The 19513-nt window shown below is 66.4% G+C and carries 16 protein-coding genes; 11 read left to right on the top strand and 5 right to left on the bottom strand.

What is annotated here, in order from left to right; all coding sequences use genetic code 11:
* Positions 1–8 precede the first annotated feature (8 nt).
* The gene (locus tag CupriaWKF_RS09145; protein WP_276097598.1) at positions 9–1220 is read left to right on the top strand and encodes an RluA family pseudouridine synthase; all 1212 of its coding nucleotides are present in this window, start codon (positions 9–11) and stop codon (positions 1218–1220) included.
* Positions 1210–2007: a peptidoglycan editing factor PgeF gene (pgeF, locus tag CupriaWKF_RS09140; protein WP_276100735.1), complete on the top strand. Its 798-nt coding sequence runs from the start codon at positions 1210–1212 to the stop codon at positions 2005–2007. Before CupriaWKF_RS09145 ends, pgeF begins: the two co-directional genes overlap by 11 nt.
* Positions 2008–2023: 16 nt before the next feature.
* On the opposite strand, the gene CupriaWKF_RS09135 is transcribed toward pgeF, so the two are convergent.
* Positions 2024–2257: a hypothetical protein gene (locus CupriaWKF_RS09135; RefSeq protein WP_276097597.1), complete on the bottom strand. Its 234-nt coding sequence runs from the start codon at positions 2255–2257 to the stop codon at positions 2024–2026.
* A 402-nt stretch (positions 2258–2659) separates the two neighbouring features.
* Between CupriaWKF_RS09135 and phaC the strand changes: the two genes are divergently transcribed.
* From phaC to CupriaWKF_RS09090, 9 genes are all read left to right on the top strand, one after another.
* A complete protein-coding gene (gene phaC, locus CupriaWKF_RS09130; protein WP_276097596.1) occupies positions 2660–4453 on the top strand; it encodes a class I poly(R)-hydroxyalkanoic acid synthase in 1794 nt (597 codons plus the stop codon).
* A gap of 70 nt (positions 4454–4523) precedes the next feature.
* A complete protein-coding gene (locus tag CupriaWKF_RS09125) occupies positions 4524–5705 on the top strand; it encodes an acetyl-CoA C-acetyltransferase (RefSeq protein ID WP_276097595.1) in 1182 nt (393 codons plus the stop codon).
* A 73-nt stretch (positions 5706–5778) separates the two neighbouring features.
* Complete coding sequence (locus CupriaWKF_RS09120) at positions 5779–6519, top strand: 3-ketoacyl-ACP reductase (RefSeq protein ID WP_276097594.1); 741 nt, start codon at positions 5779–5781, stop codon at positions 6517–6519.
* 375 nt (positions 6520–6894) lie between these two features.
* Positions 6895–7446: a polyhydroxyalkanoate synthesis repressor PhaR gene (gene phaR, locus CupriaWKF_RS09115; RefSeq protein WP_224079973.1), complete on the top strand. Its 552-nt coding sequence runs from the start codon at positions 6895–6897 to the stop codon at positions 7444–7446.
* A gap of 226 nt (positions 7447–7672) precedes the next feature.
* On the top strand, positions 7673–8683 hold the full coding sequence (locus tag CupriaWKF_RS09110) for a tRNA-dihydrouridine synthase (RefSeq protein WP_276097593.1): 1011 nt from the start codon (positions 7673–7675) through the stop codon (positions 8681–8683).
* A 146-nt stretch (positions 8684–8829) separates the two neighbouring features.
* Positions 8830–10188 (top strand): 30S ribosomal protein S12 methylthiotransferase RimO, encoded by a 1359-nt coding sequence (gene rimO, locus CupriaWKF_RS09105; RefSeq protein ID WP_276097592.1) that lies wholly within the window; start codon positions 8830–8832, stop codon positions 10186–10188.
* Positions 10189–10289: 101 nt separating this feature from the next.
* Positions 10290–11474, top strand: a complete 1185-nt coding sequence (gene bktB, locus CupriaWKF_RS09100) for a beta-ketothiolase BktB (protein ID WP_276097591.1) — start codon at positions 10290–10292, stop codon at positions 11472–11474.
* Positions 11475–11552: 78 nt separating this feature from the next.
* Positions 11553–12107: a hypothetical protein gene (locus CupriaWKF_RS09095; RefSeq protein WP_276100733.1), complete on the top strand. Its 555-nt coding sequence runs from the start codon at positions 11553–11555 to the stop codon at positions 12105–12107.
* Positions 12108–12196: 89 nt separating this feature from the next.
* Positions 12197–13450 (top strand): cystathionine beta-lyase, encoded by a 1254-nt coding sequence (locus CupriaWKF_RS09090; RefSeq protein WP_276097590.1) that lies wholly within the window; start codon positions 12197–12199, stop codon positions 13448–13450.
* 14 nt (positions 13451–13464) lie between these two features.
* Here CupriaWKF_RS09090 and CupriaWKF_RS09085 read toward each other — a convergent pair whose 3' ends face one another.
* The 4 genes from CupriaWKF_RS09085 to mfd all read right to left on the bottom strand — a co-directional run bounded on the left by CupriaWKF_RS09085 (position 13465) and on the right by mfd (position 19511).
* The gene (locus tag CupriaWKF_RS09085) at positions 13465–13701 is read right to left on the bottom strand and encodes a DUF2789 domain-containing protein (protein WP_276097589.1); all 237 of its coding nucleotides are present in this window, start codon (positions 13699–13701) and stop codon (positions 13465–13467) included.
* A gap of 120 nt (positions 13702–13821) precedes the next feature.
* Positions 13822–14676: a phosphoserine phosphatase SerB gene (serB, locus tag CupriaWKF_RS09080; RefSeq protein WP_276097588.1), complete on the bottom strand. Its 855-nt coding sequence runs from the start codon at positions 14674–14676 to the stop codon at positions 13822–13824.
* Positions 14677–14760: 84 nt separating this feature from the next.
* Positions 14761–15975 carry an acetylornithine deacetylase gene (gene argE / locus CupriaWKF_RS09075; RefSeq protein ID WP_276097587.1) on the bottom strand — a complete coding sequence of 405 codons (1215 nt, stop codon included), beginning with the start codon at positions 15973–15975 and terminating at the stop codon, positions 14761–14763.
* An 83-nt stretch (positions 15976–16058) separates the two neighbouring features.
* The gene (gene mfd / locus CupriaWKF_RS09070) at positions 16059–19511 is read right to left on the bottom strand and encodes a transcription-repair coupling factor (RefSeq protein ID WP_276097586.1); all 3453 of its coding nucleotides are present in this window, start codon (positions 19509–19511) and stop codon (positions 16059–16061) included.
* Positions 19512–19513 lie beyond the last annotated feature (2 nt).

Raw genomic sequence — 19513 nt, 5'->3', positions numbered from 1 at the left:
TATCCCGGATGAAGAAAAATAGCGTCAAGCATTATAGCCCAACCCCCCAGCCGGAATCCGGCCCGGGCGGACTCCCACTCGAACAGGTGCGCGTCCAGGCATCCCTTGCGGACAACGATGAAGCCGAAGACTTCACGGACGAGGTGCCGGCGGCACCTGCGTCAGACCTTTCGGTACCGTTGATTCTCGAAGTCGACAGCGCCGCACATGGCGAGCGGCTGGACAAGCTCCTGGCCCGGCACTTCAGCGAATTCTCGCGCAGCCGGCTGCAGCAATGGATCGAAAGCGGAGCCGTGCGCGTCGACGGCGAAGTGCGCCGGCCGCGCGACGCGGTGCAGATGGGCAACCGCATCGAGGTGCAGCCGCAGGCCGCGCCGGAATCGCAGGCGTTCGCCCCGGAAGACGTGCCGCTGGACGTCGTGTACGAAGATGAAACGCTGGTCGTCATCGACAAGCCAGCGGGACTGGTGGTGCATCCCGCCGCGGGCAACTGGAGCGGCACGGCCCTCAACGGGCTGCTCCATCGCTACCCTGCCGCGGCGGCCTTGCCGCGCGCGGGCATTGTCCATCGGCTCGACAAGGAAACTTCGGGGCTGATGGTGGTGGCGCGCACGCTGACGGCGCAGACCGACCTGGTGCGCCAGCTGCAGGCGCGCACGGTCAAGCGCACGTATATCGCGCTGGTCTGGGGCCGCACCTACGACGAAGGCACGATCGATGCGCCGATCGGCCGCGATCCCCGCGAGCGCACGCGCATGGCCATTGTCCATACCAGCAGCGGCAAGCCGTCGCGCACGCATTTCCGCACGCTGGCGACGGTGCCGCTCGGGCGCAGCTTCGTGTCGATGGTGCGGTGCCAGCTCGAAACCGGCCGCACGCACCAGATCCGCGTGCATTTCGAGTCGATCGGCCATCCGCTCGTGGGGGATCCCGTCTACTTCCGCGCCACGCAGCGCGGCCAGCGGCCCGCCGTGCGCGTGCCGCTGCCGGTGCCGTTCGAGCGGCAGGCCCTGCACGCCTACAAGCTGGGGCTGATCCACCCGGCCACGGGCAAGGCGGTGTCGTGGACCGCGCAGCCGCCGGACGACCTCCAGGCCCTGATCGATGCGCTCGATTTCTCCCGTGGTGAAGCCGATGCCGAGGAGGAAGACTGGGATGAGGACTGGGAAGACGGCCCCGAGGTTATCTGGGGCGATGGGGAGGACGATGATGACGACTGATCCCGCGTGGCTGCGGCCGGACTGGCCGGCACCCGCCTCGGTGCGCGCGTTGTCGACCACGCGCGCGGGCGGCGTGAGCCGTGGCGTGTATGGGCTGGACGGCGGGGAACCGGGTGGTCTCAACCTTGGCACGCATGTCGGTGATGATCCCGCGCATGTGGCCGAGAACCGTGCGCGGCTGGCCCCGCACCTGCCGGCCATGCCGCTGTGGCTGGAGCAGGTGCACGGCTGCGCCGTGGCCACCGTCGACCATCTGGCAAGCCCGGGTGCGGCGGCTCCGCGCGCCGATGCGAGTGTTGCCGTCGAGCCCGGGCAGGTCTGCGCGATCATGACGGCGGACTGCCTGCCAGTGCTGTTGTGCGATGTGGAAGGGACTGTGGTCGGTGCTGCGCACGCCGGATGGCGGGGCTTGTGCAACGGCGTGATCGAAGCCACGCTCGCGCGCATGCAGGCAGCGCGCGGCAAGCCTTCGTCGCGCTGGCTCGCGTGGCTGGGGCCCGCGATCGGACCCGAGGCGTTCGAGGTCGGCGCCGAAGTGCGGGATGCGTTCCTGGCTCAGGCTCGCGCGGGTGAGCATGCGGCCGTGGACGCGGCCTTCCGGCCCGGCGCTGAAGGCAAGTACATGGCCGACATCTATGCACTGGCCCGCACGCGCCTGGTCCGCGCGGGCTGCTCGGACATCTACGGCGGTGATGCCTGCACGGTATCCGACCCGCAGCGCTTCTATTCGTATCGGCGCGACGGTGTGACCGGCCGCATGGCCAGCCTCGTCTGGCTGGCAAGCTGAGCCGGCAGCGGGCCGCTCATTGCGGCCCGCTGCCATCGCGCCCGGCGCTTTCCTCCTCGCGTACGCGTTCTGCGCGCGCTTCCTCCGCCTTGCGGCGCTGCCGCCTGCCGGGTGTCCCCATGATGTAGAGCACCAGCGCCACCGGGCCGGCGCCATAGAGCAGGAACGTGGCGACACCGGCAACGATGCTGTGCTCGGTGATCGCCATCATGAGCGCCACGTAGAGCCATCCGATGGCTACGATGTACATGAAACTTTCATCCTTTGCAGATAGGCTTGCGCGCTGGTCATTCACCGCGCGGCGCCTACCGCGGGGTAGGTTTTGCTGGCGTGTGCGCGGATGCTGTTTTCCGCATTGACAGCGCGTACATTGCAAGGCAACAATGACCTCGAATATTGCGGAATCCCTCGTAGATTCCTTGTTTTTGCCGGCAAGCATACCGCATGGCGCTGCCATGCCAGACTGCGGTGCAAGCCGGGCAGGGGACGTTATCCAGATGGAAGGGATAGCTGCATGCGGGAGTCCTGGGCGCCTGGTCGAAGGGCGCAGCGTCAGGTCCATCCGGATTGCGTCTCCAGATGCATAAGTGCCGGCCAGGGCAATGTCCCGGGAGCCGGTCCGACATAGTGACGGCAGAGAGACATTTACATCATGGCGACCGGCAAAGGTGCGGCAGCTTCCACAGCGGAAGGCAAGTCCCAACCGTTCAAGTTACCGCCGGGGCCATTGGATCCAGCAACGTGGCTGGAGTGGTCCCGTCAGTGGCAAGGCCCTGAGAGCAACGGCACGGGGCTTCCCCCGGGCTTCCCCAGTTTCGCGGGATTCGAGGCGTTCGCTGCAAGCCCGCTGGCGGGCGTCAAGATCGACCCGGCACAGCTCGCGGAAATCCAGCAGCGCTATATGCGCGACTTTGCCGAGTTGTGGCGTGGTCTTGCGGAAGGCGATACCGAATCCGCCGGCAAGCTGCACGACCGGCGCTTTGCCAGCGAGGCCTGGCACAAGAATGCGCCGTACCGGTACACCGCGGCGTTCTATCTGCTCAATGCGCGCGTGCTGACGGAGATGGCGGAAGCCGTCGAGGCGGATCCCAAGACCCGCCAGCGCATCCGCTTTGCCGTGTCGCAATGGGTGGACGCCATGTCGCCCGCCAATTTCCTTGCCACCAATCCCGATGCCCAGCACCGCCTGATCGAGTCCGGCGGCGAATCGCTGCGGGCCGGCTTGCGCAACATGCTGGAAGACCTGGGCCGCGGCAAGATCTCGCAGACGGACGAGACGGCGTTCGAAGTCGGCCGCAATATGGCGGTCACGGAAGGCGCAGTCGTCTATGAAAACGAATTCTTCCAGCTGCTGCAATACAAGCCGCTGACCGACAAGGTCTATGCGCGCCCGCTGCTGCTCGTGCCGCCTTGCATCAACAAGTTCTACATTCTCGACCTGCAGCCGGAAAGCTCGCTGGTGCGGCATGCGGTGGAGCAGGGCCATACCGTGTTCCTGGTGTCGTGGCGCAATCCCGACAACACCATGGCCGAGCGTACGTGGGATGACTACATTGAGCACGCGGCGATCCGCGCCATCGAGGTGGCGCGCGACATCAGCGGACAGGACCAGATCAACGCGCTTGGCTTCTGCGTAGGCGGTACCATCATTTCGACCGCGCTGGCCGTGCTGGCGTCGCGCGGCGAGCGCCCGGTCGCCAGCCTGACGTTGCTGACGACGCTGCTGGACTTCGCGGACACGGGCATTCTTGACGTCTTCGTCGACGAAGCCCACGTCCAGCTGCGCGAAGCCACGCTCGGCGGCGCGGCGGGGGCACCTTGCGGCCTGCTGCGCGGGGTGGAACTGGCCAATACGTTTTCGTTCCTGCGCCCGAACGACCTGGTCTGGAACTATGTGGTCGACAACTACCTGAAGGGCAAGACGCCGGTGCCGTTCGACCTGCTGTTCTGGAACGGCGATGCCACCAACCTGCCGGGGCCGTGGTACTGCTGGTACCTGCGCCACACCTACCTGCAGGACGAGCTGAAGGTGCCGGGCAAGCTGACCGTGTGTGACGCACCGGTCGACCTCGGCGCCATCGACGTGCCGACCTACATCTACGGCTCGCGCGAGGACCACATCGTGCCGTGGACGGCGGCCTATTCGTCGACCGCGCTGCTCAAGAACAAGCTGCGGTTCGTGCTGGGAGCGTCCGGGCACATCGCCGGCGTCATCAACCCGCCGGCCAAGAACAAGCGCAGCCACTGGACCAATGACGCACTGCCCGCTTCGGCGCATGAGTGGCTGGCCGGCGCCGAGGAGCACCACGGCAGCTGGTGGCCGGACTGGATGGCCTGGCTTGGCAAGCAGGCCGGTGCCAAGCGCGCTGCGCCGACCGGCTACGGCAATGCCCGTTACCCGGCCATCGAACCTGCGCCGGGCCGCTACGTCAGAGCCAAGGCATAAGTCTTGCGGGTGGTCCCGGTAACGGGACGTGCCCGCCGAACACCCCAGATATCCATTGAGAGGACTGCAAATGACCGATATCGTTATCGTTTCCGCCGCCCGTACCGCCGTAGGCAAGTTTGGCGGTTCGCTCGCGAAGATTCCCGCACCGGAGCTGGGCGCCATCGCCATCAAGGCCGCGCTGGAGCGCGCAGGCGTGAAGCCGGAGCAGGTCAGTGAAGTGATCATGGGCCAGGTGCTCACGGCCGGCTCGGGCCAGAACCCGGCACGCCAGGCATCGATCAAGGCGGGCCTGCCCGCATCGGTGCCGGCCATGACCATCAACAAGGTGTGCGGATCCGGCCTGAAGGCCGTGATGCTGGCCGCTAATGCGATCCTGTCCGGTGAAGCGGAGATCGTGGTGGCCGGTGGCCAGGAGAACATGAGCGCCGCGCCGCACGTACTGCCGGGCTCGCGCGACGGCTTCCGCATGGGCGATGCCAAGCTCGTCGACACCATGATCGTCGATGGCCTGTGGGACGTGTACAACCAGTACCACATGGGCATCACCGCCGAAAACGTGGCCAAGGAATACGGCATTACCCGCGAAGCGCAGGACGAGTTCGCCGTGGCCTCGCAGAACAAGGCCGAGGCTGCGCAGAAAGCCGGCAAGTTCAATGACGAAATCGTCCCGGTGATGATTCCGCAGCGCAAGGGCGACCCGTTGGCCTTCGATAAGGACGAGTACGTCCGCCAGGGTGCCACGCTGGACAGCATGGCCGGCCTGAAGCCCGCCTTCGACAAGGCCGGCACGGTGACCGCCGCCAACGCCTCGGGCCTCAATGACGGTGCCGCGGCAGTGGTGGTGATGTCGGCTGCCAAGGCCAAGGAACTGGGCCTGACGCCACTGGCCACGATCAAGGCCTACGCCAATGCCGGCGTGGATCCGAAGGTCATGGGCATGGGCCCGGTGCCGGCTTCCAAGCGCTGCCTGTCGCGTGCGGGCTGGGGCGTGGGCGACCTGGACCTGATGGAAATCAACGAGGCCTTCGCCGCGCAGGCACTGGCCGTGCACCAGCAGATGGGCTGGGACACGTCCAAGGTCAACGTGAACGGTGGCGCCATTGCCATCGGCCACCCGATCGGCGCATCGGGCTGCCGTATCCTGGTGACGCTGCTGCACGAGATGAAGCGCCGCGACGCGAAGAAGGGCCTGGCCTCGCTGTGCATCGGCGGCGGCATGGGCGTGGCGCTGGCAGTCGAACGCAATTAATGGGGTGCGCCCGGGCGCGCAGCGGTTCGCGCGGCCCGGGCGAAGATAACGAAGAGCCAATCAAGGAGTGGACATGACTCAGCGCATTGCATATGTGACCGGCGGTATGGGCGGCATCGGGACCGCGATCTGCCAACGTCTCGCCAAGGATGGCTTCCGCGTGGTGGCCGGCTGCGGCCCCAATTCGCCGCGTCGCGAACGGTGGATCGAGCAGCAGAAGGCGCTCGGCTTCGACTTCGTTGCCTCCGAGGGCAACGTGGCCGACTGGGATTCGACCAAGGCTGCCTTCGACAAGGTGAAGTCGGAAGTCGGTGAGGTGGATGTGCTGGTCAACAATGCGGGTATCACGCGCGACGTGGTCTTCCGCAAGATGACCCGCGCCGACTGGGACGCGGTGATCGACACCAACCTGACGTCGCTGTTCAACGTGACCAAGCAGGTGATCGACGGCATGGTCGATCGCGGCTGGGGCCGCATCGTGAACATCTCGTCGGTGAACGGGCAGAAGGGCCAGTTTGGCCAGACCAACTACTCCACCGCCAAGGCTGGCCTGCACGGCTTCACCATGGCGCTGGCCCAGGAAGTGGCCACCAAGGGCGTGACGGTGAACACCGTTTCGCCGGGCTATATCGCCACTGACATGGTCAAGGCCATCCGCCAGGACGTGCTGGACAAGATCGTCGGGACGATCCCGGTGAAGCGCCTGGGCGAGCCGTCGGAAATCGCGTCCATCTGCGCGTGGCTGGCGTCGGACGAGTCGGGCTTCTCCACGGGCGCCGACTTCTCGCTGAACGGCGGTCTGCACATGGGCTGACGGGTCCTGCGTGCCGCGCCGGCGGTGCCGTTTTTGCGGTGCAGCCAGCGCGGCGCACAAACTGCTGTCGAATCGCATTGCGGGCCTTTCGGGGCCCGCAATGCGTTTATGCGTGCGGGTTTTCCTTAAGCCACCTGGCTTTTCTTAGTGCTTTGTTGGGCATAGAATCAGGTCAGCGGCACGGCCAGCACCATTGTCGTGCAACGTGCGGCCTTCGCGGGGGCGAAGGCAACCCGGCACTGGCGGCTAGATCCGCGGGTGCGCACATAGTAACTTTTTCACGATCTTCCAGATGGCCCGGCAGTACCGGTTTGCGCACTGCACCGCATGCGGTGCACCAGCGCCCATCAGCGACGACAAGAGGACAGAGCACCGATGGCCACGAGCAAAAAAGGCGCAGAGCGACTGATCAAGAAATATCCCAATCGCAGGCTCTACGACACCCAGACCAGTACCTACATCACCCTGGCCGACGTGAAGCAACTGGTCATGGACTCCGAGGACTTCAAGGTCGTCGACGCCAAGTCCGGTGATGAACTGACGCGCAGCATCCTGCTGCAGATCATCCTGGAAGAGGAAACCGGTGGCGTGCCGATGTTCTCCAGCGCCATGCTGTCGCAGATCATCCGCTTCTACGGGCATGCGATGCAGGGCATGATGGGTACCTACCTGGAAAAGAATATCCAGGCTTTCATCGATATCCAGAACAAGCTGGCCGAGAACTCGAAGGGCCTGTATTCCGGCGAAGCCTTCAGCCCGGACATGTGGTCCCAGTTCATGAACATGCAGGGGCCGATGATGCAGGGCATGATGAGCAACTACATCGAGCAGAGCAAGAACCTGTTCGTGCAGATGCAGGAACAGATGCAGAACCAGGCGAAGAATATGTTCGGGACGTTCCCGTTCAATCAGCCGGACAAGAAGTAAGTAGCAAGCACCGCCGGCGGACCGCCCGGTTCGCCGCTTCGCCGCCCTCGCACGGTTCCGGACGCTCTGCGAGGCGGCGCGCAAGCAGGTAAAATGAGCCCCTCCTGAACTGGCGGCTCATCTTGCGGACTCGCCTGCAGCGCGATTTCCCGATGCCGTCCAGCCTCCACCGTTCCGATCCGACTTCCTTTCCTGCCGGCGCATCCCCGCTGGGCCGGGCCTGACCATGGGCCGGCTATTCCTGGCCCCGATGGAGGGGCTCGCCGACTACGTGCTGCGCGATGTGCTGACGGGCCTGGGCGGCTATGATGGATGCGTGTCCGAGTTCGTTCGGGTGACTGGCTCCCTGCTTCCCGAGCGGGTCTACGAACGCGACACCCCCGAGATTCTGCAAGGCGGCTACACCCCCGGTGGAACGCCGATGGTGATCCAGCTGCTCGGCAGCGATGCCATGTGGATGGCGCGCAATGCGGCCTTTGCCGCGACGCTGTCGCCGCATGGTATCGACCTGAACTTCGGTTGCCCGGCCAAGGTCGTCAACCGGCACGGTGGCGGCGCGATGCTGCTGGCGCATCCCGAGCAGCTGCATCGCATCGTTGCCGCGGTGCGCGCGGCGGTTCCGCCGCAAATTGCGGTCACCGCCAAGATGCGTCTAGGCGTTTCGGATACTGCACTGGCGCTCGATTGCGCCACGGCGCTGGCCGAGGGTGGGGCGGCATCGCTGGTGGTGCATGCCCGCACGCGCGACCACGGCTACCGGCCACCGGCGCACTGGGAATGGATCGCCCGCATCGCGGACGCCGTGGAGATCCCCGTCATTGCCAACGGCGAAGTCTGGTCCGTTGCGGACTGGGAACGTTGCCGCGCGGTCAGCGGCTGCGTGGATGTGATGATCGGGCGTGGCGCGGTATCGGATCCTTTCCTGGCACTGCGTATCCGCGGGGTCATGGACAGCACGCCATCGGATGAGGAGTGGCCGCTGGTGCTGCACCAGATCGCCGCCTACCTGCGGAAGCTGCATGACCGGATCGCCTCCTGCCACGAGCATGGACGGGTGAAATTGTGGCTGAGCTATCTCAAGCGGACCTGGCCGCAAGCTGCGCAGTTGCATGCAGCCATCCGCAGGGTCCAGGATTCGGCCCAGATCGAGCAAGTGCTGCAAAGTTTCCCGGAGGTCACGTCCAGTCGTCCCTCAGGATTCGGGCAGGGCGAGGCGACCGGGGCGTGTGTGGTCTAAGTCGCCGGATAACCGTGGCAAACGGTTAAAATACACGGTTCGTTGCAGCGCCTGGCGGCCTTGTCCGACCTCCGTCGAGATAACCCGATATACTCCGCCCCGCCTGTCCTACATCCGCATTCCCTGTGAAAAATCCTTCAGAATCAATGACCCAGAAAGACCAGAGTCCGCGCGTGGGTTTCGTTTCGCTTGGCTGCCCGAAGGCGCTGGTTGACTCCGAGCAGATCATTACCCAACTGCGCGCCGAGGGTTACGCGATCAGCGGCACCTATGACGGCGCCGACCTGGTCGTGGTCAATACCTGCGGCTTTATCGACGAAGCCGTGCAGGAAAGCCTCGATGCCATCGGCGAGGCGCTGACCGAGAATGGCAAGGTCATCGTGACTGGCTGCCTGGGGGCCAAGAAGGATGCGGCGGGACATGACATCGTGTCGTCGGTGCACCCGAAGGTGCTGGCCGTGACCGGCCCGCATGCGCTGGGCGAGGTCATGCAGGCGGTGCACACGCACCTGCCTAAGCCGCATGATCCGTTTACCGACCTGGTGCCGGCGGCGGGCATCAAGCTGACGCCAAAGCACTACGCGTACCTGAAGATCTCCGAAGGCTGCAACCACCGCTGCTCGTTCTGCATTATCCCGTCGATGCGCGGCGACCTGGTGTCGCGCCCGGTGGCCGAGGTCATGCTGGAGGCCGAGAACCTGTTCAAGGCCGGTGTCAAGGAACTGCTGGTGATCTCGCAGGACACGAGCGCCTACGGCGTCGACGTGAAGTACCGTACCGGCTTCTGGAGCGGCCGCCCGCTCAAGACGCGAATGACCGAACTGGTGGCCGCCCTCGGCGAACTGGCGGCCCAGTACGGTGCCTGGGTGCGCCTGCATTACGTGTATCCGTATCCGCATGTCGACGAAATCATCCCGCTGATGAATGGTGGCCATGTGCTGCCATACCTCGACGTGCCGCTGCAGCACGCCCATCCGGACGTGCTCAAGCGCATGAAGCGCCCGGCCAATGCCGAGAAGACGCTGGACCGTATCCGCGCCTGGCGCGAGGTGTGCCCGGACCTGACGATCCGCAGCACCTTCATCGCCGGCTTCCCGGGCGAAACCGAAGCCGAGTTCCAGACCCTTCTGGATTTCATCGCCGAGGCCGAACTGGACCGCGTGGGCTGCTTCGCTTACTCGCCGGTCGAAGGCGCCACGGCCAACGATCTGCCGGGCGCGCTTCCCGACGAAGTGCGCGAGGAACGCCGTGCGCGCTTCATGGAGGTGGCCGAGGCGGTGTCCGCGCGCCGCCTGCAGCGCAAGGTCGGCCAGACCCTGCGTGTGCTGGTGGACGAGGTGAACCAGGAGGGCGGCATTGGCCGTTCGTCGGCCGATGCGCCGGAAATCGACGGCCTGGTCTATATCGCGCCGCCGGCGAAGGCGTCGCAGCGCTATCGCGTCGGCGAGTTCGTCCAGGTGAAGATCACGGGCGCCGATGGCCATGACCTGTGGGGTGAACTCTGACGCGGCCGGCATTGGCTACCCTTAAGTAAAAGTACGATCGTTCGATTTCCGTCGCGATGCCGTTATACTGTGCACCGCAACATAACCTCATGGAGTGAGACATGACGCGTGAAGTCGTAGTGGTGAGTGGTGTACGTACGGCAATCGGGACTTTCGGCGGGAGCCTGAAGGACATGGCACCGAGCGATATGGGTGCACTCGTGGTGCGCGAAGCACTTGCGCGCGCCCAGGTATCCGGTGACGACGTCGGTCACGTCGTGTTCGGCAATGTGATTCAGACCGAGCCGCGCGACATGTATCTGGGCCGCGTGGCGGCCGTCAACGGCGGGGTATCGACCAATGCGCCCGCGCTGACCGTGAACCGCCTGTGCGGCTCGGGCCTGCAGGCCATTGTCAGCGCTGCGCAGACCATCCTGCTCGGCGATACCGACATCGCCATCGGCGGCGGTGCCGAAAGCATGAGCCGCGCACCGTACCTGGCGCCCGCTGCCCGCTGGGGTGCCCGCATGGGCGATGCCAGCCTGGTCGACATGATGCTGGGCGCGCTGCATGATCCGTTCCATCGCATCCACATGGGTGTCACGGCCGAAAACGTGGCCAAGGAATATGACATCAGCCGCACCCAGCAGGACGAAGCCGCACTGGAGTCGCACCGCCGCGCGTCGGCGGCCATCAAGGCTGGCTACTTCAAGGACCAGATCGTTCCGGTGACGCTCAAGAGCCGCAAGGGCGACGTGAGCTTCGACACCGACGAGCATGTGCGTCATGACGCCACGATTGACGACATGACCAAGCTCAAGCCGGTCTTCGTCAAGGAAAACGGCACCGTGACCGCGGGCAATGCCTCGGGCCTGAACGATGCCGCCGCCGCCGTGGTGCTGATGGAGCGTGCCGAGGCCGAGCGCCGCGGCCTGAAGCCGCTGGCACGCCTGGTGTCGTACGGCCACGCCGGCGTGGACCCGAAGACCATGGGCATTGGCCCGGTTCCCGCCACGAAGATCGCGCTGGAGCGCGCCGGCCTGTCGGTGTCCGACCTGGACGTGATCGAAGCCAACGAAGCCTTTGCGGCACAAGCCTGCGCGGTGACCAAGGCGCTGGGCCTGGACCCGGCCAAGGTCAATCCGAACGGCTCCGGCATTTCGCTCGGGCACCCGATCGGCGCCACCGGCGCGCTGATCACGGTCAAGGCGGTCTACGAGCTGCAACGCGTGCAAGGCCGCTATGCGCTGGTGACGATGTGCATTGGCGGCGGCCAGGGTATCGCCGCGATCTTCGAGCGCATCTGAGTCTTGCCGGTGCATCGTCGCCCCGCGTTTCAGCGCTTGTTGGCCTGCCTGGCGGCAGCGCTGGCGCTTGCGGGAACGATGCCGGCGCGGGCCGCCGATGACACCGTGTCATCGGCCGGCCCGGCAGCCACTACCGGGGACCTGGGCCTGAGCGAGGCCATCCGCGAAGGCGAGGCGCGCCGTGGCACGGCGCCTGCCGCCGGCGCAGCGATCGCACCGCTGGCGCCGCGCCCGGAGTACGCCAGGCTGCCCGTCTATGTCGGCAAGGTTGGCGACAAGCCGGTGCGCCTGCGCATTGGCCCCAAGCCGGACGAGCGCGACAGCCTGCGCGGCGAATACACGACCAACGGCGCGCCCGGCGTGCGCTTGCTGGCGGGTGAATGGGAGGAGGGCAGCTTCCTGATGGAAGAGTCCGACGACGGCACCCGCGTCTCCGGCAACTGGGAAGGCACCATCGACGCCAGTGGTGCGGTGCGCGGCACCTGGACCGATGCCTTCGACCAGGCAGTCGTCCTTCCGTTTGTCATCCGCCCGCTGGGAAGCGTGCGCGTGATCCCTCCCTTCGACACGGCGCCCGGCAGCGGCGTCACGTCCGCGGTCCCGCCGCCCAAGTCGACCATCCAGGGCCGCTGAAGCCGGCTTGCGGTGGCGTCGCCAGCATTTGCTGGTAAGCTCGAACGGTTATCGCGTCCCTTTCATGCTTGCCGCACACTGCGCGCGACATGCCAGCCATCAAGGAATCCGCCGTGTCCGATCCGACTTCCAATAAGCCCGCGTCGAGCCCTGCCTCCCATTACATCCAGACTGTCGCTGTCCAGCCCGAACTGGATGTCGCGCCCGGCTTCGACTCGTTTTCTCCTGCCACCCATCGCGGTTCCACCGTGGTCTTCCGCAACCTGGCCGAACTGCGCGCGTACGGGGACCGCAGCACCACATACTGGCGCTATGGCCTGCATGCCACGCCCACCAGCGAAGCGCTGTGCCAGCATCTCGCCTTGCTCGAAGGTGCCAGCCACACGCTGCTGCTGCCGTCGGGGCTGGCCGCGATCTCGCTGGTGTATTTCGCGCTGCTCAAGAGCGGCGACGACGTGCTGGTGCCCGATAACGTCTATGGTCCCAACCGCGACCACGGCGAGTGGCTGGCGCGTGATTTCGGCGTGTCGGTACGCTACTACGATCCGATGATCGGCAGCGGCATTGCCGGCCTGATCCAGCCCAATACGCGCCTGGTCTGGATGGAGGCGCCTGGCTCCGTGACCATGGAGGTGCCCGACAGCAAGGCGATCGTGGCCGCGGCAAAGGCCCGCGGCGTCTTGACGGCCATCGACAACACCTGGTCGGCGGGCCTCTATTTCCGGCCGTTCGACATGGGCATCGACATCTCGGTGCAGGCCCTGACCAAGTACCAGTCCGGCGGCAGCGACGTCCTGATGGGCGCCGTGCTGACGCGCGACGAGGCGGTGCAGGCGCGCCTCAAGCGCACGCGCATGCTGATGGGGTGGGGGGTTTCCGCCGACGACTGCCACCTGGTGCTGCGCTCGCTGCCGAGCCTGCCGGTGCGTCTGGCCGCGCACGACCGGGCCGCGCGCGAGGTGGCGGAGTGGCTGCACCAGCGTCCGGAGGTCGTGCGCGTGCTGCATCCCGCGCTGCCGGACTGCCCGGGCCACGCCAACTGGCGACGCGACTTCAGCGGTGCCAGCGGCCTGTTCGCGATCATCCTGCACGAGAAATACTCGCGCGAGCAGGTCGACGCTTTCGTCGAAGCGCTGCGGCTGTTTGCGATCGGCTGGTCGTGGGGCGGCGCGCACAGCCTGGCCGTGCCCTACCACGTGCCGACCATGCGTCCTGCGGGCAGCTGGCCGCCCGCAGGCTGGCATCATACCGGCGAGCTGGTGCGCCTTTATATCGGCCTGGAGGACACGCGCGACCTCATCGCGGACCTGCGCCAGGCCCTGGAGCAGACCCTCGGCGGATGAGCGGCCGCGACCGGCTAGCTGGCCCGCAGGGCCACGTTGAGCCGGTCGACGACTTCGGCCCAGTCAGCATCGTCCGCGATTTCGTCGCGCAGCATGGTCGCTTGCGCGGGTGTCCAGAAAGGCGCATCAGCCAGTTCGACGTCGCCCGGCAGCGGGGCATGCGTCGCGATGAACGCCGCGATGCTGGGCGGATCGCTGGGTAGTCCCAACTGCGCAAACAGCTCGGAAAAGCGGTGAAAGGCCGGTTCCATGGTGAGGGTGCTCCGCTTCTGGGTGGTCACTCAAGCTAGTGTAGGGCACTGGGGCGGCCGATGCGCCCACGAAAAGACGGATGCCACGGCCTCCGTTCTGCATACGGGTGCCTGGTGGATTCAGTGCGGGAACAGTGCCAGGAGGCCGTCCAGGCCAACGTGATTGAAGGCAACGCTTGCCTGCACTCGCACGATGGGCTTGGCGCGGAAGGCCACGGAGAGCCCCGCCACGGCCATCATCTTCAGGTCGTTGGAGCCGTCACCCATCACGATAGCCTGGTCGGGTGCGGCGCCGATCTGCGCACACACTTCCTGCACCGTACGTGCCTTCACGTCGGCGTTGACGATTTCGCCGATCACGTTGCCCGTGAGCTTGCCATCGACGATTTCCAGCGTGTTGGCGCGCGTGACGTCCAGCTTCAGGCGTGCCTTGAGCTTTTCGGTGAAGTTGACGAAGCCGCCCGACACCAGCAGCGTGCGCAGCCCCAGCGCCTGGATGGTTTGCAGCATGCGCTCGGCACCCGGCGACAGGCGCAGACGCTCTTCGTAGACGCGCTCCAGCACGCCGGCGTCCAGGCCCTTGAGCAGGGCCACGCGGCGGCGCAGGCTTTCGTTGAAGTCAGTGATCTCGCCGCGCATGGCGGCCTCGGTGATGGCGGACACCTCGGCCTTCAGTCCGCAGAAGTCGGCGATCTCATCGATGCACTCGATCGTGATCAGGGTGGAATCCATGTCCATCGCCACCAGGCGGAAGTCCGACAGGCGGCGGCCGGGCGGCACAACGGCCCAGTCAATCTCACGCGGTCCGCAGTAGCCATCAAGCATGTCGCGCAGCGCCGGGGTGAGCGGCGCGCAGTCTTCGGCGGCCGCCACGGTTTCGCTGCGCAGCACGGGCTCGGAAGCGCGGGCGAGGGCGCGGATGGCGGTCAGGTCGTCGGAAGCGAGCGGGCGGGTACTCTGGAGAATCAGGGGCATGACAGCAGCAGGCGGATCAGGGCGGCGCGCCGGAGGGCGGGACGGCAAAGGCGACATTGTAATCGCTCATGACCCGCCTGGCCGTCAGGTCGCCACCCGCAAGCTGTCCACGACCTTGTGCAGGAACGCCTCGCACGCCGCGAGCTGGTCCAGCGAGACGAACTCGTCCGGTTTGTGTGCCTGCTGGATATCGCCGGGCCCGCACACCACCGCGGGAATGCCCGCGCGCTGGAACAGCCCTGCCTCGGTGCCATAGGCGACCTTGCTGGTCTCGCGATCTCCGGTGAGCGCCCGCACGAGTTGCGTAATAGCCGCCTGCTCGGCCACGTCCAGCGATGGCGCCGCGGCGATCTTGCTGATGACGAGGTCCGAGTCCGCGTGTTCGGCGCGCATCCCTGGCAGCAGCACGTCGTTGGCGTACGCGGCGATGCGCGCGAACAGCGCCTCGGGATCGACGCCCGGCAGGTTGCGGAACTCGAACACGAACTCGCACAGCGCGGGAATGGTATTGAGCGCGATGCCGCCCTGGATGGTCCCGGTCTGGGCCGTGGTGTAGGGCACGTCGAAGGCCTGGTCGTAGGGGCCGTTGGCCTTGAATTCATCGGCGATGTCGCGGATGAAGCAGATCAGGCGCGCGGCATACTCGATCGCATTGACGCCGCGCGGCGTGAGCGACGAGTGCGCGGCCTGGCCCCTGACGCAGCAGCGGTACGCGTTGATGCCCTTGTGCGCGACGATGACACGCATGCTGGTGGGCTCGCCCACGATGCAGCCGGCCGGCTGCACGCCGCGCTCGCGCAGTTCGGCGAGCAGGTAGGGCGCACCCATGCAGCCGATTTCCTCGTCGAACGACAGCGCGTAGTGCACCGGCTCGCGCAGCTTCGCGCCGAGCAGCGTGGGCAGCAGCGCCAGGCTGGTGCCGATGAAGCCCTTCATGTCGCAGGTGCCGCGGCCATAGAGCTTGCCGTCGCGTACCACGGGTCTGAACGGATCGGTAGTCCAGTCCTGGCCATCCACGGGCACCACGTCGGTGTGCCCGGACAGCACGATGCCGCCGTTGGTCTCACCGCTGGCGGCGGGCACCGTGACAAACAGGTTGGCCTTGTCGCGCTGAGGGTTGTAGCTGAGGTGGGGCCGCAGGCCCTTCGCGAGGAAGTGGTCCCGCACGGACTCGATCAGTCCCAGGTTGGAATGGCGGCTGGTGGTGTCGTATGCCACCAGGCGCTGCGTCCATTCCAGCGCGGTGCCACGCGGCGCGCTGGCTTCGGGGGATGACTGGCGTTGGATATCGGCTTGCATGGGCGGGGCGGGGTTGACCGGCGGGTGAAGTATTCGATGCTACACCCGCCACGGTCGCCGGGCCAGTCGCCCTGCAGCATTGGCTAGGCAAGCTGGCGCAAGGTCTGCTTGATGGTCTGCGCGCGTAATGCCACATCGGGCATCTTGGCTTCGATGCGCAGCTTGTCCTGCCCGGCCAGCTTGATATGGCGGTTCTTCTGCACCAGTTCGATGATCCTGAGTGCGTCGATGGGCGGGTTCGGCACGAACTGTACGCTGATCGTCGCATCACCCGCGTCGATCTTGCGCACGCCCAGCGGCGCCGCGGCAATGCGCAGCCGGTGGGTCTCGACCAGCGCCTGCGCCTGCGGCGGCATGCGGCCGAAGCGGTCGATCAGCTCTTCCTGGATGTCGTCGACGCGCTCCGGCGTCTCGCAGTTGGCCAGGCGCTTGTACAGCGACAGGCGTTCGTGCACGTCGGCGCAGTAGTCGTTGGGCAGCAGTGCGGGCGTGCCGAGGTTGATCTCGGTGGTCGCCGACAGCGGCGCCATCAGGTCCGGCTCCTTGCCGGCCTTGAGCGCCTTGACGGCCGCGTTGAGCATGTCGGTGTAGAGCTGGAAGCCGATTTCGTGGATCTCGCCCGACTGCTTGTCGCCGAGCACCTCGCCGGCACCGCGGATCTCCAGGTCGTGCATGGCCAGGTAGAAGCCCGAACCCAGCTCTTCCATCTGCTGGATCGCTTCGAGCCGGCGCCCCGCCTGCTTGGTGAGGCCGTCGACGTCATGCACCAGCAAGTAGGCATAGGCCTGGTGATGCGAGCGCCCGACCCGGCCGCGCAGCTGGTGCAGCTGCGCCAGGCCGAACTTGTCGGCGCGGTGGATCAGGATGGTGTTGGCCGTCGGCACGTCGATGCCGGTTTCGATAATCGTGGTGCACAGCAGGATGTTGTCGCGCCGCGAGACGAAGTCGCGCATCACGCGTTCCAGCTCGCGCTCGTGCATCTGGCCATGCGCCACCGCGATGCGGGCTTCCGGCACCAGCTCCGCGAGTTTGGCCCGCTTGTTCTCGATGGTCTCGACTTCGTTGTGCAGGAAGTAGACCTGCCCGCCGCGCTTGAGCTCGCGCAGGATGGCTTCGCGGATCACGCCGTCTTCCTCGCGCCGCACGAAGGTCTTGATGGCCAGCCGCTTTTGCGGCGCCGTGGCGATCACGGAGAAGTCGCGCAGGCCTTCGAGCGCCATGCCGAGCGTGCGCGGGATCGGCGTTGCCGTCAGCGTCAGCACGTCGACCTCGGCGCGAAGTGTCTTGAGCGCTTCCTTCTGACGCACCCCGAAACGGTGCTCCTCGTCGATGATGACGAGCCCCAGCCGCTGGAATTTGACCTCGTCCGAGAGCAGCTTGTGCGTGCCGATCACGATATCGACCGCACCCTCGTTGATCTGTTTCACGGCCGCGTCGATTTCCTTCTTCGTCTTGAAGCGCGAGAGCTCGACAATGCGCACCGGCCATTCCGCGAAGCGGTCCGAGAGCGTCTGGAAATGCTGTTCGGCCAGCAGGGTGGTCGGCGCCAGCATGGCCACCTGCTTGCCGCCGAGCACGGCGACAAAGGCGGCGCGCAGCGCCACCTCGGTCTTGCCGAAGCCCACGTCGCCACAAACCAGCCGATCCATCGGCTTGCCCGACGTCATGTCGGCGATGACGGCGGCAATGGCCGCGGCCTGGTCGGGCGTTTCCTCGAAGCCGAAGCTCTCCGCGAAGGTCTCATAGTCCTTGGGCGAGAGCGGGAACGCGAAGCCCTCGCGTGCCGCGCGGCGCGCATACAGGTTCAGGAGTTCGGCCGCGGTGTCGCGGATCTGCTGTGCGGCGCGGCGCTTGGCCTTGTCCCACTGACCCGAGCCCAGGTGGTGCAGCGGCGCGGTTTCCGGATCGGCTCCCGAGTAGCGCGAGATCACGTGCAACTGGTGCACCGGCACGTACAGCTTGCTGCTCTTGTCGTATTCCAGGTGCAGGAACTCCTCCTCGCCCTGGCCCAGGTCGAGCGACACCAGGCCGTGGTAGCGCCCGATGCCATGCTCGCTGTGTACCACCGGATCGCCGATTTTCAGCTCGGCCAGGTCGCGCACCATCGAATCGACGGCGGTGGCCTGTTCCTGCTTGCGGCGCCCGGCCCGGCGGGCGGTGCCGGCGTAGAGCTCGGCTTCGGTGACGAAGGCGAGCTTTGCTTCCGGAAGCCTGAAGCCGCTGTGCAGCGGTGCCACGGCAATGCTGAAATGCGACTCGCCAGCCAGGAAGGCGGCAAAGTCGTCCACCAGCTGCGGGCGCAGGCCGCTTTCGGCAAAGAGTTGCAACAGGGTCTCGCGGCGGCCGGCGGTGTCCGCGCACATCAGCACGCGCGTGGTCTTGTCCAGCAGCAGGGATTCCAGGTTCACGAGCGGGTCTTCCGCGCGCCGGTTCACCGAGACATCCGGCAGGCTCGCCGCGAAGGCGGGCTGGTCCGGGGCGGCGGACTCGGCCTGCAGCACCAGCCGTGCGAGCGGCTTGGCCGCGATGAAGAACTGCTCCTCGGACAGGAACAGTTGCGACGGCGGCAGCAGCGGACGCTCGCGGTCATGGCGCATGAAGTCGTAGCGCTGCGTGGTATCGGCCCAGAAGCGGCGGATGGCCTCGTCCACCTTGCCGGCGAACGCGAGCTGGGTATCGGCTGGCAGGTAATCGAACAGCGTTGCACTGGACTCGAAGAACAGCGGCAGGTAGTACTCGATGCCGGCGGACGGCACGCCGTTGCCGATGTCCTTGTAGATCGGCGACTTGGTCGGGTCGCCTTCGAACACTTCGCGCCAGCGGCCCCGGAACGCGGTACGGGCCGCTTCGTCGAGCGGAAACTCGCGCCCCGGCAGCAGACGGACTTCCTTGACCGGGTAGAGGCTGCGCTGGGTGTCGGGGTCGAAGGCGCGGATGGTCTCGATCTCGTCGCCGAAGAGGTCGATCCGGTACGGCAGCGCCGAGCCCATCGGGTACAGGTCGATGAGGCCGCCGCGCACGCTGTACTCGCCCGGTCGCATCACCGCACTGACGTGCTCGTAGCCGGCCAGCGTGAACTGCGCCTTGAGCGCGGCCTCGTCCAGCCGCTCGCCCTGCTTGAAGAAGAAAGTGTAAGCCGCCAGGAAGGACGGCGGCGCGAGCCGGTAGAGCGCGGTGGAGGCCGGCACCAGCATCACGTCGCACTGGCCGCCCTGGATGTCATGCAGCGTCGCGAGCCGTTCGGAGACCAGGTCCTGGTGGGGCGAGAAGCTGTCGTAGGGCAGCGTTTCCCAGTCTGGCAGCAGGCGCACGCGCAGTTCCGGCGCGAACCACGGGATTTCATCGGCCAGCCGCTGGGCGTCGACGGCGTTGGCGCAGACCACCGCCAGCATCGGCACGCGGCTGCGATGCTGGCGCGCATAGGCGGCAACGGCCAGGGCATCGGCAGAGCCGTGCAGGCTGGCCAGATTGTGGCGCAGCCCGGACTTGACCAGGGGCAGGTTGGCGAAAGGAAAGGCGGGAGCGGCGTCAGGCATCG

Origin of the sequence: Cupriavidus sp. WKF15 (assembly GCF_029278605.1) — a bacterium.
GTDB lineage: Bacteria > Pseudomonadota > Gammaproteobacteria > Burkholderiales > Burkholderiaceae > Cupriavidus.
This window is presented reverse-complemented; position numbering and strand designations above follow the sequence as displayed.

Coding starts and splice junctions, on each gene's coding strand:
- CupriaWKF_RS09085 (WP_276097589.1), bottom strand. CDS start 13,701: ATGGAACCGGCCTTTCACCGCTTTTCCGAGCTGTTTGCGCAGTTGGGA.
- phaR (WP_224079973.1), top strand. CDS start 6,895: ATGGCCACGAGCAAAAAAGGCGCAGAGCGACTGATCAAGAAATATCCC.
- serB (WP_276097588.1), bottom strand. CDS start 14,676: ATGCCCCTGATTCTCCAGAGTACCCGCCCGCTCGCTTCCGACGACCTG.
- CupriaWKF_RS09090 (WP_276097590.1), top strand. CDS start 12,197: ATGCCAGCCATCAAGGAATCCGCCGTGTCCGATCCGACTTCCAATAAG.
- mfd (WP_276097586.1), bottom strand. CDS start 19,511: ATGCCTGACGCCGCTCCCGCCTTTCCTTTCGCCAACCTGCCCCTGGTC.
- phaC (WP_276097596.1), top strand. CDS start 2,660: ATGGCGACCGGCAAAGGTGCGGCAGCTTCCACAGCGGAAGGCAAGTCC.
- rimO (WP_276097592.1), top strand. CDS start 8,830: ATGACCCAGAAAGACCAGAGTCCGCGCGTGGGTTTCGTTTCGCTTGGC.
- CupriaWKF_RS09145 (WP_276097598.1), top strand. CDS start 9: ATGAAGAAAAATAGCGTCAAGCATTATAGCCCAACCCCCCAGCCGGAA.
- argE (WP_276097587.1), bottom strand. CDS start 15,975: ATGCAAGCCGATATCCAACGCCAGTCATCCCCCGAAGCCAGCGCGCCG.
- bktB (WP_276097591.1), top strand. CDS start 10,290: ATGACGCGTGAAGTCGTAGTGGTGAGTGGTGTACGTACGGCAATCGGG.
- CupriaWKF_RS09135 (WP_276097597.1), bottom strand. CDS start 2,257: ATGTACATCGTAGCCATCGGATGGCTCTACGTGGCGCTCATGATGGCG.
- CupriaWKF_RS09125 (WP_276097595.1), top strand. CDS start 4,524: ATGACCGATATCGTTATCGTTTCCGCCGCCCGTACCGCCGTAGGCAAG.
- CupriaWKF_RS09095 (WP_276100733.1), top strand. CDS start 11,553: ATGCCGGCGCGGGCCGCCGATGACACCGTGTCATCGGCCGGCCCGGCA.
- CupriaWKF_RS09110 (WP_276097593.1), top strand. CDS start 7,673: ATGGGCCGGCTATTCCTGGCCCCGATGGAGGGGCTCGCCGACTACGTG.
- pgeF (WP_276100735.1), top strand. CDS start 1,210: ATGACGACTGATCCCGCGTGGCTGCGGCCGGACTGGCCGGCACCCGCC.
- CupriaWKF_RS09120 (WP_276097594.1), top strand. CDS start 5,779: ATGACTCAGCGCATTGCATATGTGACCGGCGGTATGGGCGGCATCGGG.